The following is a 13839-nucleotide window of genomic DNA, read 5'->3' as shown; positions in this document are numbered from 1 at the left end:
CCTCGTGCATAAAAAGGGGCCCTTCCTAACACCTGGGCTCAGCGCGCGGGACGGCCTCCGGGAGCGGCCAGGCCGGCGTACACGTCGATCAGGCGCTTGGTGATCACGTCGGGGTGGAACGTGCGCTCGTAGCGGCCGCGAGCCGCCGGGGCCAGCGCGGTCGCCTCGGCGGCGGCCAGGGGCAGTGCCGCCGCCAGCGCGTCGGCCTCGGGCGCCACCACCCAGCCGGCCTCGCCGCGCCGCACCCCGGACGGCAACGCGACCCGACCGTCGCCCGGCGCCGCGGTGGCCACCTCGGCCGGTCCGGTCCCGGCGGGCTCGCGCGGCCCGTCCGCGCCCACCAGGTACGGGATCCCGCCGAGCGCGGTGCCGAGCACCGGACGACCGGCCGCCAGCGCCTCGATGATCACGGTGGGCAGCACGTCGTGCCAGGTGGAGGTGGCCAGCACCACGGAGCTGTCGGCAAGCGCCGCGCGTACCCCGGAACGGTCGAGCTGGCCCAGGTAGAGCACGTCGGGCCGTTCGGCGGCGGCCGCCTCGGCGAGCGGACGCAGCTCGCCGTCACCGGCGATGCGCAGCGGGCCGAGCGCGCCCACCGGATGCCGCCGCCATGCCGCGAGCAGCAGGTCCAGGCCCTTCTCCGGGCTGAGCCGCCCCATGAAGAGGAAGCCGTTGCCGACCGGCGCCGGGGTGCCCGGGTCGGGCACGGCGTTCGGCTTGACCACGATCCGGTCGTCCGGGATGCCGTAGTCGCGCAGGTGGTCGGCGACCGCCGTGGTGAGCGCGATGTACCGGTCCACCGACTTCCAGGTGGGGCGGTGCACGGCGAGCGTGGTCGCCATCAGCGCGCTCTGCACCCGCGAGTTGCGGTAGCAGCGGTGCACGATCGCCGGCACGCCCAGCGTCCGGCCCCGGCAGTCCTGGCAGATCACGCCGTCGCGGAAGTAGAGGCCGGAGGAGCAGACCTGCCGGTAGTTGTGCACCGTCTGCACCACCGGCACCCCGCGCTTGTGCGCGGTCCGCACCACCCAGGGCGAGAGCAGAGGGTACGGGTTGTGCAGGTGCAACACGTCCGGCCGGTGCTCGGTGAGCAGGCGGTCGAGGTCGTGCTGGGCCTTCGGGGCCCAGATCGGCGAGATCGGCAGCAGCGCCTTGGCCGGCTTGGACATCGACGGGATCTCGTCGGAGCTGCGCAGGAACGGCAGCACCTCCACGCCGGCGGCGGTGAGCTGGGCGATCTCCGCGTCGACGATGGTGTTCTCGCCGGAGGGCTGGGCTTCCCGGTACCGGTTGTGCGCCACCACGATTCTCACGGGAAAGAAGGCTACCGTTGGACGATGCCCGAACTACCGGAGGTGGAAGCGCTCGCCGGTTACCTGCGCGAGCGTGCGGTGGGCCGCCGCGTCGAGCGGTTCGAGGTCGCCGCGATCAGCGCGCTGAAGACGTACGACCCGCCGCCGAGCGCGGTCACCGGCCGGGCGGTCACCGGCGCGGGCCGGTACGGCAAGTTCCTGGACGTCCGGTTCGACGAGGGACTGCACCTGGTGGTCCACCTGGCCCGGGCGGGCTGGCTGCACTACCGGGAGGCGTTCCCGTCGGCGGCCCCGCTGCGACCGGGCAAGGGCCCGATCGCGGTGCGGGTACGCCTCGACGACGGCTCCGGCTTCGACCTGACCGAGGCGGGCACCCAGAAGAAGCTGGCCGCCTACCTGGTCACCGAGCCGGCGCAGGTGCCGGGTGTGTCCAAGCTCGGGCCGGACGCGCTGGAGGCGGACCTGCCGACCTTCGCCGAACGGCTGCGCAGCCGACGGGGTCAGGTGAAGGGTGTGCTGACCGACCAGTCGGTGCTGGCCGGCGTCGGGAACGCGTACTCGGACGAGATCCTGCACGCGGCGCGGCTCTCGCCGTTCGCGATCACCGACCGGCTCACCGACGATCAGCTCGCCGGTCTGCACGCGGCGACGCGCGCGGTCCTGGGTGACGCGGTGCGCCGGTCGATGGGGCAGCGGGCCGCCGAGCTGAAGGGTGAGAAGCGCTCGGGCCTGAAGGTGCACGCCCGCAAGGGACTGCCGTGTCCGGTCTGTGGCGACACCGTGCGGGAGGTCTCGTTCGCCGATTCGAGCCTCCAGTACTGCCCCACCTGTCAGACCGGCGGCAAGCCGCTGGCTGACCGAAGGTTGTCCCGCCTCGTACGGTGAGTAATGGCATTCGCCGGTTACCGAGCGGAATCGGCCCGCGATCACCGAAGGTCCGGTCCGCCCCTCTACCCGAGCCGTCATCCATCGGTATAGTGGCTCGGTCCCCGGCTTCACAACTGATTCGGAGCCGGCCAGATCTCACCGAGCACCAGCGGAACGGCTTCCTCGCGGGGGCCGGTCCGGGCCGGGCCCGCGTGGGAGACTGGGACGGTGAGCGACCCGGGCCCTCACGCCGAGTGAGGACGCGGGTCATGCGGGAGGACATGGGTTGAGGTGACGACAAGCCTCCAGCGCCCGGTAACCGAAAGAGGCCGGAGCAAGAGCGTGCGGCACGTCGACAGCTTTGAGATCCAGCCGCCGACTCCGCCGTCGCACAACGGCGTGCCCCGGTCGGCGTGGGCCCGCGCCCGGCGCCGGGTGTCCCGGTGGCACCGGCCCTACATCTTCTTCTTGCTGCTGCTCGACTTCGGCGCGGCCGCGCTGGCCAGCTTCCTGGCCGTGCAGATCTTCGAGCAGGCCGACTCCGGCTTCCGCAACTCGCCGCAGGCCTGGTTCTACACCGTGGCGTTCGTGCTCCTGCCGCTCGGGTGGCTGCTCTTCCTCTGGGGCAACCGGGCCTACGACCGGCGCTACCTGGGTCTCGGCCCGGACGAGTTCAAGCGGGTGACCCGGGCCGGCGTCGCGGTGGCGGCGGCGGTCTCGTTCATCGCCTTCGCCACGAAGACCTACTCCCTGTCCCGGTGGACTGTCGGCTTCGCGCTGCTCGGCGCGATGCTGCTGATCCTGCTCGGCCGCATGATCGCCCGGGCCTGCCTGCACGCGCTGCGCCGCCGCGCCGGCCACGCCGGGCACCGGATGGTGCTCGTCGGCACGCTCCCGGAGTGCCTGGAGGTCTACACCACGGTCACCCGGAACCCGTCGGTCGGCCTGGTGCCGGTGGCCATCCACCTCACCGACGGGTACGCCGCCGCGCGCGGCCTGGAGACCCCGGTGCCGGTGTACGCGGGCCGCGACGTGCTGGCCCTGGTGCGGGAGGTCGGCGGCGACACCATCGCGGTCTGCGGTTCGGCCAGCGCCGAGCCGGGCGAGCTGCGCCGGCTGGCCTGGCAGCTGGAGGGCTCCGGTGTCGACCTTGTGGTCGCACCCCAGCTCACCGACATCGCCGGTCCCCGGGTGCACATCCGCCCGATCGAGGGCCTGCCGCTGCTGCACGTCGAGGAGCCGACCCTGTCCGGGCCGGCGCTGCTGGCCAAGAACCTGATGGACCGGGTCGCCGCCGGGCTGGGCCTGTTGCTGCTGGTCCCGCTCTTCCTCGCCATCGGCCTCGCCATCCGCATCTCCGACCCCGGGCCGGTCTTCTTCCGTCAGCCCCGGGTCGGCCACGAGGGGCGGACGTTCCGGGTCTGGAAGTTCCGCACCATGTACGTCGACGCCGAGGAGCGGCTGGCCGGCCTGGTCGACCGGAACGAGACCGACGGCATGCTGTTCAAGATGAAGCAGGACCCCCGTGTCTTCCCGGTGGGCCGCTTCCTGCGGGCCACCTCGCTGGACGAGCTGCCCCAGTTGATCAACGTGCTCTGGGGCGAGATGTCGCTGGTCGGCCCGCGCCCGCTGCCCGCCGACGACGGCGACTTCCTCGGCGACGTCCGGCGCCGCCTGCTGGTCCGGCCGGGCATGACCGGCCTGTGGCAGGTCTCCGGCCGCTCCGACCTGTCCTGGGACGAGGCGGTCCGGCTCGACCTCTACTACGTCGACAACTGGTCGCTGGCGTACGACCTGAGCATCCTGTGGCGGACCGTCGGCGTGGTGCTGGCCCGTAAGGGCGCGTACTAGCGCTATCGGGCCGGCACCCGGCAGGATCGCTGCGTGGGTGGCAACCTCTCCGCCGTCTTCGCCGTCGTCTCGCTGGTCACCGCGCTGGCCGCGGCGCTCTGGGCGGTGCTGCGGCTGCGCGGCCGGCGGGGCATCGCCACCGCCACGCAACGGGCCACGTACGAGGTTCTGCACACCGCGGGGCTCGCGGCCGAGCCGCTGCGGGCTGGCCTGACCGCGGCGGACGCGGCGAAGGCCGTACGCCATCTGCGGGCCCTGGTGGGTGCGGCCGGGCTGGCGCTGACGGACCGGGACGCGTTGCTCGCGATCGACGGGCAGGGGGCGCACCACGGCGACCAGCTGGTCGCGGCGGCCCGGCGGGCGGCCGACAGTGGGCGCTCCACGGTGCTGGGCGAGTCGGAGCTGCGCTGCGACCTGGTCGACTGCCCGGTACGCGGCGCGGTGGTGGCGCCGCTGCGCGCGGACGGGCGGGTGGTCGGCGCGTTGGTGGCGGTGGCCGACGAGCGGCCGGCGCCGGGTCTGGTGCAGGCGACGCTGGAGACCGCGCACTGGGCCGGTGACCAGCTCGCGCTGGCCGAGCTGGAGTCGTCGCGGGAGCGGCTGGCCCGGGCCGAGGTACGCGCGCTGCGCGCCCAGATCAGCCCGCACTTCATCTACAACGCGCTCACCGCGATCGGCTCGTTCGTGCGCACCGACCCGGAACGGGCACGGGAGCTGATCCTGGAGTTCGCCGAGTTCACCCGCTACTCGTTCCGGGCGCACGGCGAGTTCACCACGCTCGCCGAGGAGCTGCGCTCGATCGACCGCTACCTGACCATCGAGCGGGCACGCTTCGGCGAGCGGCTCCAGGTGCGCCTCCAGATCGCGCCCGAGGTGCTGCCGGTGACGCTGCCGTTCCTCTGCCTCCAGCCGCTCGTGGAGAACGCCGTCCGGCACGGGTTGTCCCGCAAGCCGGGCACCGGCATGGTGAGCATCGAGGCCCGGGACGCGGGCGCCGAGTGTCACATCACGGTGGAGGACGACGGGGTGGGGATGGATCCGACGACGCTCACCGCAGGCATCGCCGAGGTGTCCGGCGCGGCCGGTGACCCGGCCGACGACCCGGGGCAGCACGTCGGCCTGTCGAACGTCGACGAACGGCTCCGGTCGGTCTTCGGGGACGGGTTCGGCCTGGTCGTGGAGACCGGCCTGGGTTCGGGTACGAAGGTCAGCATGCGTGTGCCGAAGTTCCACCCCGGGGTACGGGTGTCGTCATGACAGTCACCGGCACCGGGTTCCTGCGGGTGCTGGCGGTGGACGACGAGCCGCCCGCGCTGGACGAGCTGGCGTACCACCTGCGCGCCGACCCCCGGGTGGCCCGGCTGCACACGGCCGGCGACGCGACCGAGGCGCTGCGCGTGCTGCGCGACGACGACGTGGACGTGGTGTTCCTGGACATTCGCATGCCGGGGCTGGACGGCATGGAGCTGGCCCGGGTGCTGCGCCGGTTCGCCCGCCCGCCCGCGATCGTGTTCGTCACCGCGTACGACGACGGCGCGGTGGACGCGTTCGACCTGGGTGCCACCGACTACGTGCGCAAGCCGGTACGCGCCGAGCGGCTGTCCGAGTCGCTGCGCCGGGTGATCGGTTCCCGGGTGGTGGCGTCGCATCCGGCCGCGCTGGCCCGGGCGGAGGAGGATCCGACCATCCCGATCGAGCTGGCCGGCACCACCCGGATGCTGCCCCGCTCGGCGGTGCGGTGGGTGGAGGCGCAGGGCGACTACGCGCGGCTGCACACGGCGGAGGGGTCGCACCTGGTCCGGGTCTCGCTGGCCACGCTCGCCGAGCGCTGGGCCGATGCCGGGTTCGTCCGCATCCATCGCTCCTATCTGGTGCAGCTGCGGCTGATCGCCGAGCTGCGGCTGGTCAACTCCGGCTACGTGGTGGTGATCGACGGGTCGGAGCTGCCGGTGAGCCGCCGGCACACCCGGGAACTGAAGGACAAGCTGGTCCGCGCCGCGAAGCAGGACTGGAACCGCTGAGGGCCGGGTTCGCGTCCGGCGGCTCGCCCTCGCCCGACGCTGGCGTACAATGTACGGCAGACCGTACGACAGCATGGGGGACCGCATGTCCGACGCCCGCTTCGACGCCGCCACCGAATTCGACAGCCAGCTCGACCGCCTCGTGCGGCTCGGCTACCCGGCGCTGGCCGGTCAGACCGAGGAGGAGTTCCGCGCGCTGCTCAGCCCACTGCGCGACGCGGCCGTCACCGGTGCCGCCGGGCTGGCCGCCCCCACCGACGCGCGCGTGCCGTTCCTGCTGGTGACCACGCGGGAGCTGGTGCCGGTACCGGAGCGAATCGCGCTCACCACGCTCGCCGGCAAGCGCAAGACCGGTGTCCTGGACCGCAACTTCCCCGCCGACGACCTGCCCACCTTCCACCCGATCAAGGAACTGGAGGTGCCGGCCGGTCCCGCGTACCTGCTCTTCGACGTGGACCGGGGCGAGGAGTACCGCAACGTGCCGCCGTCCGCGGCGCTGGAGGACATGACCACGAAGGACCGGCTGCCGATCACCATCGACGAGGGACTGGCGTTCGTCACGCTGCACCCGGCGGCGCTGGCGAGCAACAGGTGCTTCTCGCTCGTCGGATCGCGCTGCCGCGACCGGCGGGTGCCGGCGCTCTGGATCAGCCAGGGTGCGCCGAAGCTCGGCTGGTGCTGGTTCGGCAACCCGCACACCTGGCTCGGCTCGGCGACCGCCAACCCGGTACGGGTGGGGCTGGACTGAGCGGTGGCCGGGGCGGGCCGACACCGTCCCGCCCCGGCACGGTCAGGAGGACACCAGCAGGATCCGCGTCCAGACCTGTCCGTCAGGCGTGAGGACCAGATGGTCCGCCTCCCGGGCCTCGCTCAGGTCACCGGTCACCGCGTAGAGCTGGACCACCAGCCGGCGGAAGGACCCCGCGTAGAGCTCCGCGATCAGATCACCGTCGGGCACTGTCACCCCCTCTCCCCACCTGTCCACTTACGGGACGGCGGGAAGGTTCCGGGGTTCTTTCAGAAGATCTCGCCGACCGGCAGGACGAGCGGGAACGGCCGATCGGCGCGGTACACGTCGGCCGTGGAGAGCACTGCGGACTCGCGGTAGCGACCACCGACGTTCTCCAGAACCGTCACGGTCTCCTTGCGCGGCTCCACGAGCCAGTAGTTCGCGATGCCGGCCACGCCGTACTCGTGGCGCTTGAGCACCAGGTCACGGCCGGCGTTGCCGGGCGAGACGACCTCGACCACGAGCAGCACGTCGGCCGGGGTGAGCGCCGGGCCTCCACGCTCCAACGCCTCCTCGCGGGCGACGAAGACGTCCGGCACGAAGTAGGACGAGCGGTTCGCGCTGACGCCGACGTCCTGCCCGACGAGCAGACCGGGCGGCGCCTGCCGGTCGAGGAGGCGACGGAGACGGTTGGCGATCGCCCCGTGGCGGACGTCCGCGTGTGGGGACACGAGCAGGCTCCCGTCGAAGATCTCGTAGTCCTGACCGTCCTCGGGGAGATCCTGGAGGTCGTCCACCGTCCAGACGTCGCCGCTGCCGGGCCGTGCCGGGCTGGTCACTGTCACACCTCCTCTCTACCGGCTCACCCTGACACCCCGTCCGGTCGTCCACAACGACTCCGCGCCATCCACCGGGTTATCCACAGGCGTGAAGCGTTATCCACAGGTTGTGCACAGGGCTCGGAATTGTGCCCTTGACATTCCCGCTGAGCGGGCGAGACTGCCGGGGGTGACCGGAGCCGAGGAACAGCACCCTCCGGGCCGGGCCGCCGAGGCCGCCCCGGTTCCGGGCCCTCGCACGTCCCGCACGCCCGGCCATCGCGAGCCGGAAAGCGGGCCACAGCCGGCCGCCGCGCCGAAGCGGACCCGGATCGTGCTGGCCGAGGTCTCCCGGGTGGGCAGCCCGGCCGACCGCGCCCGCTCCGAGCTGACCCAGCAGACCCCGGTCGGCGAGACGCTCGTACGTGGGCTGATGCGCGCCCAGCTCTCCCTCGCACTGCGGCTCAGCCTGCTGGTGCTGATCGGGCTCGGCGGCCTGCCCTGGCTGTTCGCCATCGCGCCCACCGTCGGCCGGGTGACGGTGCTCGGGGTCAACCTGCCGTGGCTGCTGCTCGGCGTCGTGTCGTTCCCGTTCCTGATCGTGGTGGGCTGGGCGTACGTGCGGCTGGCCGAACGCAACGAGCAGGACTTCGTCGACCTGATCCGACGGCCGGAACGCTGATGTCGAACGACTACGTGGTCCCGGCGATCGTCGCCGTCACACTGGTCACCGTCGGCATCGGCTTCTACGGGCTGCGGCTGGCCCGGACCACCTCGGACTTCCTGGTCGCCTCCCGGGCGGTGAGCCCCACCTGGAACGCCGCCGCGATCGGCGGGGAGTACCTGTCGGCGGCGAGCTTCCTCGGCGTCGCCGGGCTGATCCTGAAGTACGGCGTGGACGTGCTCTGGTACCCCGTCGGCTTCGCCGCCGGATACCTGGCGTTGCTGCTGTTCGTGGCCGCGCCGCTACGCCGCTCCGGCGCGTTCACGCTGCCCGACTTCTGCGAGGTGCGGCTCGGCTCGCGCCGGCTGCGGACGCTCGCCACCGTCTTCGTGATCTTCATCGGGTGGCTCTACCTGGTGCCGCAGTTGCAGGGCGCCGGGCTGACGCTCGCCACGCTCACCGGCTCGCCGTACCCGCTCGGTGCGCTGCTCGTCGCCGTCGTGGTGACCGCGAACGTGGCGCTGGGCGGCATGCGGGCGATCACCTTCGTGCAGGCGTTCCAGTACTGGCTGAAGCTCACCGCGCTCGCCGTACCCGCGATCTTCCTGGCGTTGCAGTGGCAGGCCGACGCCCGCCCGGCGGTGACCCCGCCCGACGGGCCGACGTTCCGGACCGCGACCACAGTGGTGGTCGAGCACCGCGCGACCCTCACCCTGCCCGACGGCGACATCCGGGAGGTACGCCCCGGCGACCGCATCGAATTCGCCGCCGGTGACCCGGTGCCGGAGGTGTCCGGCGCGGCCAACGGCGCCACCGAATGGCTGCTGCCGGACACGGCCGGCGAGGACGACCGCGGGCTGTTCGCCACGTACTCGCTGATCCTGGCCACGTTCCTCGGCACCATGGGCCTGCCGCACGTGCTGGTCCGCTTCTACACCAACCCCGACGGCGCCGCCGCCCGCCGCACCACGCTCGTGGTGCTGGCGCTCGTCGGCGTCTTCTACCTGCTGCCCACCGTCTACGGCGTGCTGGGCCGCGTCTACACCCCGCAACTGCTGGTGAGCGGCCAGACCGACGCGGTGGTGGTGCTGCTGCCCGGTGCGGCGCTCGGCGACGGCACCACCGGCCGGCTGCTCGCCGCGCTCGTCGCGGCCGGCGCGTTCGCGGCGTTCCTCTCCACCTCGTCCGGCCTGCTCACCAGCGTGGCCGGGGTGATCTCCACGGACGTGCTGGGGCGCGGCTCGGTACGCGGCTTCCGGCTCGCCACTGTGATCGCCGGGGCGGTGCCCGCGGTGCTCTCCCTGAACGTCTCCGGGCTCGACGTGTCGCAGGTGGTCGGGCTGGCGTTCGCGGTGGCAGCGTCGAGTTTCTGCCCGCTGCTGGTGCTCGGCATCTGGTGGCGTGGCCTGACCGACCTGGGCGCCGCCGCCGGGGTGCTGGTCGGCGGCGGCGCGGCGGTCGGGGCGGTGCTGCTCACCGTGCTCGGCCCGCCGCTGACCGGGTGGCCGGCCACGCTGACCACCCAGCCCGCCGCGTGGACGGTGCCGCTGGCGTTCACGGTGATGGTGGTGGTGTCGATGGCGAGCCGGCGGCGTCTTCCCCGCGACGTCGGCGCCACCATGCTCCGCCTGCACACCCCGGAGTCGCTGCGCCTGTGATCCGCGCCGTACCTCTCAGGGATGACGCGAGATCATCCTGCCGCCCGAGCAGCCGCTGGCCGGAGCCCGATACGGTCGGACCATGACCGATCAGCACGCGGCGCTCTCCCTTCGCGGTCTGGCCAAGCGCTTCGACACCAAGGTCGCGGTGGCGGGCGTCGACCTCGCCGTGCCGACCGGCTCGTTCTACGGCCTGCTCGGCCCGAACGGCGCGGGCAAGACCACCACCCTCTCCATGGCCGTCGGCCTGCTGCGGCCCGACGCGGGTGAGGCGCGGGTGCTCGGGTACGACGTCTGGGCCGACCCGGTGCGCGCCAAGAGCCTGCTCGGTGTGATGCCGGACGGCGTACGCCTCTTCGACCGACTCAGCGGGGCGGAGCTGCTGGCGTACCACGGTCTGCTGCGTGGCATGGACCCGGCGGTGGTCGACCAGCGGGCGGCGGAGCTGCTCGACGTGCTGGCGCTCTCCGACGCCGGCCGCACGCTCGTGGTCGACTACTCGGCGGGCATGAAGAAGAAGATCGGGCTGGCCTGCGCGCTGCTGCACGGTCCGCGCCTGCTCGTGCTGGACGAGCCGTTCGAGGCGGTCGACCCGGTCTCGGCGGCGCTGATCCGCGACATCCTGCACCGGTACGTCAGCGGTGGCGGCACGGTGATCTTCTCCAGCCACGTGATGGAGGTGGTCGAGCGGCTCTGCTCCCACGTCGCGATCCTGGCCGAGGGCCGGATCAAGCAGGTGGGCACGCTGGCCGAGGTGCGCGGCGACCGGTCGCTGGAAGACGTCTTCGTGGAGGTGGTCGGCGGCCGGACCGCGACCGGCGAGGAGCTGTCGTGGCTGTCCCGGTGACCGTCCCCGAGCGGCCGGCCCGGCGCGTGTCACCCTGGCACTTCGTCCGGCTCAAGCTGCGGGTGCTCGGCAACAACTTCCGGGGTCAGACCTGGCGGATCGCACTGTTCGTCCTCGGCCTGCTGTTCGGGCTCTGGTTCGCCGCCGTCGGGTTCTTCCTGCTCGCCGCGCCAGGGCTGGCCGACGAGTCCCGGTACGCGCTGATGGTCTCCGCCCTCGGTGGTGGCCTGCTGACGCTCGGCTGGCTGCTCCTGCCGCTCGTCTTCTTCGGCGTTGACGAGACGCTCGACCCGGCCCGGTTCGCGCTGCTGCCGCTGCCGCGCCGCACCCTGGTCACCGGCCTGCTCGCCGCCGCCCTGGTCAGCGTGCCGGCCCTGGCGACGGCGATCACGGCAGCCGGGCTGGTGGTCACCGCCGGTGCGCTCGGCGGCTGGGCGGCCGCCCTGGCCGGCGCGCTCGGCGTGGTCGTCGGGCTGCTCGTCTGCCTGGCCGGCGCCCGCGCGCTGACGAGCGCGTTCGCCACCATGCTGCGCTCCCGCCGGGTACGCGACCTGGCCGCCGTGCTGCTGGCCGTGCTGGCCGCACTGCTCGGGCCGCTGCAGTTGCTGGTGCTCGCGGCGGTACGGCAGACCGACTGGGGCCGGCTGGACGGTGTGGCCCGGGTGGTCGGCTGGACGCCGTTCGGCGCACCGTGGACCGTCGGTCTGGAGGTGGCCCAGGGCCGGGCCGGCGCGGCGGTGGTGAAGCTGCTGATCGCGCTCGCGACGCTCGGCGTACTCCTGTTCTGGTGGTCCCGGTCGCTGGAGACGGCGATGGTGGGCGCGGCGAGCAGCGGCCCCGCGCGGACGCCGCGCGGCGTGACCGGCGGCGCGGTCACGCAACTCTTCCCCCGCGCGGTGGGCTGGGCCCGGCGGGACCGGTTCGGCGCGCTCGTCGCCCGCGAGTGCCGCTACTGGTGGCGGGACGCCCGGCGGCGGGCCAACCTGATCACCGTGGCCGTGGTCGGTGTGTTCGTGCCGCTGATGGTCAACCTCGGCGGCGTGTCGTTCACCACCGAGGGCGGGGCGGAGTTCGGTGGCGGTGATTCCTCCCCGGCGCTGGTCAGCCTTTCCATGATCTTCGTCGGGGCGCTCGCGTCGTTGACGCTGGCCAACCAGTTCGGCTTCGACGGCAGCGCGTACGCCGCGAACCTGGTCGCCGGGGTGCCCGGCCGGGTGGAGCTGCGGGCACGGATGGCCGCGTTCTCGATCTACGTGCTGCCGATGCTCGTCGCGATCGCGATCGCGCTGGCCGTCATCCTCGGCCGGCCCGGATGGCTCGGCGTCATGGGTGGCGCGTTGATCGCCTCGTACGGCTGCGGGCTCGCGATCAACGCGTACGTCTCGGTGTTCGGCGCCTACTCGCTGCCCGAGTCGAGCAACCCGTTCGCCATGAACAGCGGTGCGGGTTTCACCAAGGGCCTGCTCACCCTGGTCTCCATGGTCGTCTCGGCGGTGGCGGCGGTGCCGTTCGTGGTGGCCGCCGCGCTGCTCGGCGACGTGTGGCTCTGGCTGGCGCTGCCGGTCGGCCTGGCGTACGGCGGGGGCGCGGCACTGCTGGGGGCGTACCTGGCGGGGGACACACTCGATCACCGGCAGCCGGAGCTGCTGGCCGCTGTCACCCCGAGGCGCTGATGCCCGTCGTCGAAGCGGTCACCACGGTCCCGGTTCCCCCGGAGCTGGCGTTCGCCGTCTCCCAGACCACCGCCCCGGTGCGGTACCGCTGGGATCCGTTCGTCCGCGAGCAGCACTTCGTCGACGGCGCGACGCGGCCCGGGCGGGGCGTGCGCACGTACACCCGCTCCCGGCACGGCCTGGTCATGGTCAGCGAGTACGTCTCCTGGTCACCGCCGACGAACGTCGGCATGAAGATGGTGCGCGGACCGTGGTTCTTCGAGCGGTTCGGCGGCGGCTGGCGGTTCGCGCCCGGCCCGGATCCCGGCACCACGCTCGCGACGTGGCGGTACAACTTCCGCTGCCGCCCCGCGTTCCTGCGCCCGGTCGCCGAGCGGATCGGGCAGTGGTTGCTCGGGCGCGACATCCGCCGCCGGATCGCCGGGTACGCGGCCGGCTGCGCCGACCCGGAGGTGCTGGCCGCCGCCCGCCGGCTGCTCGCCGACGACTGATCCGCGCGCCCCCGGCCGCCGTCAGGCGGTGCGGCGCATCACCGCGTAGACGGCGGGACCCTCGGAGAGGGCGAGCACGTTCACCAGATCCCAGCCGTAGTTCGACAGGTGCTCGACCGCCGCCAGGAGCAGCGGTAAGCCGCTTCTGCCCCACCTGTGCCGGGTGACGATCATCAGGTGCCGGTGCGGATAGGCCCGGAGATCGACCTGGCCGCCGAGGACGGCGTCGGCGTCGACCGTCCGTTCCTGGGCGATCTGGTGCGGGGGGATCAGCGACATGCCCGGCAGGGTAGGCGCCGGCGTCGAGCCGCGCCCGGGCCGGACCGGGCGGCACAATGTTTCACGTGAATCCAGAGCCGGGCGCGCAGATCCATTCCACCGACCCGTTCGCGGCGCCGGCCGCGCAACGTTCACCGGTACGCCGGCTGCGCGGGCGGCTGGCCGCCCCGGTGACGCTCTGGACCGCGCCCGGCCCGGCCGGGCTGACCGTCTCGTCCACGCTCGTCGCCGAGGGCGAGCCGGACCGGCTGCTCGGGCTGATCGATCCGGAGTCGGACCTGTGGGCGGCGGTCGAGGACGCCGGGCGGTTCGCGGTGGCCGCGCTGGGCCCGCGGCACCGGCAGCTCGCCGACCGCTTCGCCGGGCTGTTCCCGTCCCCCGGCGGCCTGTTCGCGCTGGACGCCTGGACCGAGACGCCGTACGGCCCGGTGCCGGCCGACGCCGGTGGGTGGGCGGGCTGCCGCCTCGACACCGCCCGGGAGTACGGCTGGAGCCTGCTGATCGAGGCGACCATCGAATCGGTGGATCTGCCCCGGGACACCCCTCCGTTGCTCCACTACCGAGGCCGCTACCACGACCTCCCCGGCTGACCCCCCCCCGGCTCCGTCGATCATGAAGTTGACGGCG

Annotated in this window: 15 protein-coding genes; 11 read left to right on the top strand and 4 right to left on the bottom strand. The window is 73.0% G+C overall.

Features of this window, described 5'->3' with window-relative positions; all coding sequences use genetic code 11:
* Nucleotides 1-38: 38 nt before the first annotated feature.
* Nucleotides 39-1313 carry a glycosyltransferase gene (locus AB0C17_RS19645; RefSeq protein ID WP_357381976.1) on the bottom strand — a complete coding sequence of 425 codons (1275 nt, stop codon included), beginning with the start codon at nucleotides 1311-1313 and terminating at the stop codon, nucleotides 39-41.
* A 24-nt stretch (nucleotides 1314-1337) separates the two neighbouring features.
* Here AB0C17_RS19645 and AB0C17_RS19640 point away from each other — a divergent pair, with 24 nt between their 5' ends.
* The 5 genes from AB0C17_RS19640 (at nucleotide 1338) to AB0C17_RS19620 (ending at nucleotide 6800) form a co-directional block, all read left to right on the top strand.
* The gene (locus AB0C17_RS19640; protein WP_357381978.1) at nucleotides 1338-2198 is read left to right on the top strand and encodes a DNA-formamidopyrimidine glycosylase family protein; all 861 of its coding nucleotides are present in this window, start codon (nucleotides 1338-1340) and stop codon (nucleotides 2196-2198) included.
* Between the two features lie 324 nt (nucleotides 2199-2522).
* A complete protein-coding gene (locus tag AB0C17_RS19635; RefSeq protein WP_357381980.1) occupies nucleotides 2523-4031 on the top strand; it encodes a sugar transferase in 1509 nt (502 codons plus the stop codon).
* A gap of 33 nt (nucleotides 4032-4064) precedes the next feature.
* Nucleotides 4065-5288 carry a histidine kinase gene (locus tag AB0C17_RS19630; protein WP_357381982.1) on the top strand — a complete coding sequence of 408 codons (1224 nt, stop codon included), beginning with the start codon at nucleotides 4065-4067 and terminating at the stop codon, nucleotides 5286-5288.
* Nucleotides 5285-6052, top strand: coding sequence for a LytTR family DNA-binding domain-containing protein (locus AB0C17_RS19625; RefSeq protein ID WP_357381984.1), 768 nt, complete (start codon nucleotides 5285-5287; stop codon nucleotides 6050-6052). Before AB0C17_RS19630 ends, AB0C17_RS19625 begins: the two co-directional genes overlap by 4 nt.
* A 49-nt stretch (nucleotides 6053-6101) precedes the next feature.
* Nucleotides 6102-6800, top strand: coding sequence for a DUF5701 family protein (locus tag AB0C17_RS19620; protein ID WP_357479717.1), 699 nt, complete (start codon nucleotides 6102-6104; stop codon nucleotides 6798-6800).
* Nucleotides 6801-6842: 42 nt separating this feature from the next.
* Here AB0C17_RS19620 and AB0C17_RS19615 read toward each other — a convergent pair whose 3' ends face one another.
* Nucleotides 6843-7016: a hypothetical protein gene (locus tag AB0C17_RS19615; RefSeq protein WP_357381988.1), complete on the bottom strand. Its 174-nt coding sequence runs from the start codon at nucleotides 7014-7016 to the stop codon at nucleotides 6843-6845.
* A 53-nt stretch (nucleotides 7017-7069) separates the two neighbouring features.
* A complete protein-coding gene (locus tag AB0C17_RS19610; RefSeq protein ID WP_357479714.1) occupies nucleotides 7070-7621 on the bottom strand; it encodes a Uma2 family endonuclease in 552 nt (183 codons plus the stop codon).
* Nucleotides 7622-7931: 310 nt separating this feature from the next.
* On the opposite strand from AB0C17_RS19610, the gene AB0C17_RS19605 reads away from it, so the two are divergent.
* The 5 genes from AB0C17_RS19605 to AB0C17_RS19585 all read left to right on the top strand — a co-directional run bounded on the left by AB0C17_RS19605 (nucleotide 7932) and on the right by AB0C17_RS19585 (nucleotide 12933).
* Nucleotides 7932-8282 carry a hypothetical protein gene (locus AB0C17_RS19605; RefSeq protein ID WP_354866788.1) on the top strand — a complete coding sequence of 117 codons (351 nt, stop codon included), beginning with the start codon at nucleotides 7932-7934 and terminating at the stop codon, nucleotides 8280-8282.
* Nucleotides 8282-9922 carry a cation acetate symporter gene (locus tag AB0C17_RS19600; RefSeq protein ID WP_357381992.1) on the top strand — a complete coding sequence of 547 codons (1641 nt, stop codon included), beginning with the start codon at nucleotides 8282-8284 and terminating at the stop codon, nucleotides 9920-9922. The genes AB0C17_RS19605 and AB0C17_RS19600 overlap by 1 nt, the downstream gene beginning before the upstream one ends.
* An 82-nt stretch (nucleotides 9923-10004) precedes the next feature.
* Complete coding sequence (locus AB0C17_RS19595; protein ID WP_357381994.1) at nucleotides 10005-10769, top strand: ABC transporter ATP-binding protein; 765 nt, start codon at nucleotides 10005-10007, stop codon at nucleotides 10767-10769.
* Nucleotides 10754-12442, top strand: coding sequence for an ABC transporter permease (locus tag AB0C17_RS19590; protein ID WP_357381996.1), 1689 nt, complete (start codon nucleotides 10754-10756; stop codon nucleotides 12440-12442). The genes AB0C17_RS19595 and AB0C17_RS19590 overlap by 16 nt, the downstream gene beginning before the upstream one ends.
* Nucleotides 12442-12933, top strand: a complete 492-nt coding sequence (locus AB0C17_RS19585) for an SRPBCC family protein (RefSeq protein ID WP_357381998.1) — start codon at nucleotides 12442-12444, stop codon at nucleotides 12931-12933. The genes AB0C17_RS19590 and AB0C17_RS19585 overlap by 1 nt, the downstream gene beginning before the upstream one ends.
* A gap of 21 nt (nucleotides 12934-12954) precedes the next feature.
* Here the strand turns inward: AB0C17_RS19585 and AB0C17_RS19580 are convergent, their stop codons facing one another.
* Nucleotides 12955-13212, bottom strand: a complete 258-nt coding sequence (locus AB0C17_RS19580) for a hypothetical protein (protein ID WP_357382000.1) — start codon at nucleotides 13210-13212, stop codon at nucleotides 12955-12957.
* Nucleotides 13213-13268: 56 nt separating this feature from the next.
* On the opposite strand from AB0C17_RS19580, the gene AB0C17_RS19575 reads away from it, so the two are divergent.
* The gene (locus AB0C17_RS19575) at nucleotides 13269-13802 is read left to right on the top strand and encodes a flavin reductase family protein (protein WP_357382002.1); all 534 of its coding nucleotides are present in this window, start codon (nucleotides 13269-13271) and stop codon (nucleotides 13800-13802) included.
* Nucleotides 13803-13839: the final 37 nt, after the last annotated feature.

It is taken from the genome of Micromonospora sp. NPDC048887, assembly GCF_040649715.1.
Taxonomy (GTDB): domain Bacteria; phylum Actinomycetota; class Actinomycetes; order Mycobacteriales; family Micromonosporaceae; genus Micromonospora.
The sequence above is the reverse complement of the archived record's forward strand: the minus strand, read 5'-3'. Positions and strand labels throughout refer to the sequence as shown.

Excerpts from the sequence above, each read along its gene's own strand:
- AB0C17_RS19640 (WP_357381978.1), top strand. The coding sequence starts at position 1,338 with ATGCCCGAACTACCGGAGGTGGAAGCGCTCGCCGGTTACCTGCGCGAG.
- AB0C17_RS19625 (WP_357381984.1), top strand. The coding sequence starts at position 5,285 with ATGACAGTCACCGGCACCGGGTTCCTGCGGGTGCTGGCGGTGGACGAC.
- AB0C17_RS19620 (WP_357479717.1), top strand. The coding sequence starts at position 6,102 with ATGTACGGCAGACCGTACGACAGCATGGGGGACCGCATGTCCGACGCC.
- AB0C17_RS19600 (WP_357381992.1), top strand. The coding sequence starts at position 8,282 with ATGTCGAACGACTACGTGGTCCCGGCGATCGTCGCCGTCACACTGGTC.
- AB0C17_RS19595 (WP_357381994.1), top strand. The coding sequence starts at position 10,005 with ATGACCGATCAGCACGCGGCGCTCTCCCTTCGCGGTCTGGCCAAGCGC.
- AB0C17_RS19585 (WP_357381998.1), top strand. The coding sequence starts at position 12,442 with ATGCCCGTCGTCGAAGCGGTCACCACGGTCCCGGTTCCCCCGGAGCTG.
- AB0C17_RS19580 (WP_357382000.1), bottom strand. The coding sequence starts at position 13,212 with ATGTCGCTGATCCCCCCGCACCAGATCGCCCAGGAACGGACGGTCGAC.
- AB0C17_RS19575 (WP_357382002.1), top strand. The coding sequence starts at position 13,269 with ATGTTTCACGTGAATCCAGAGCCGGGCGCGCAGATCCATTCCACCGAC.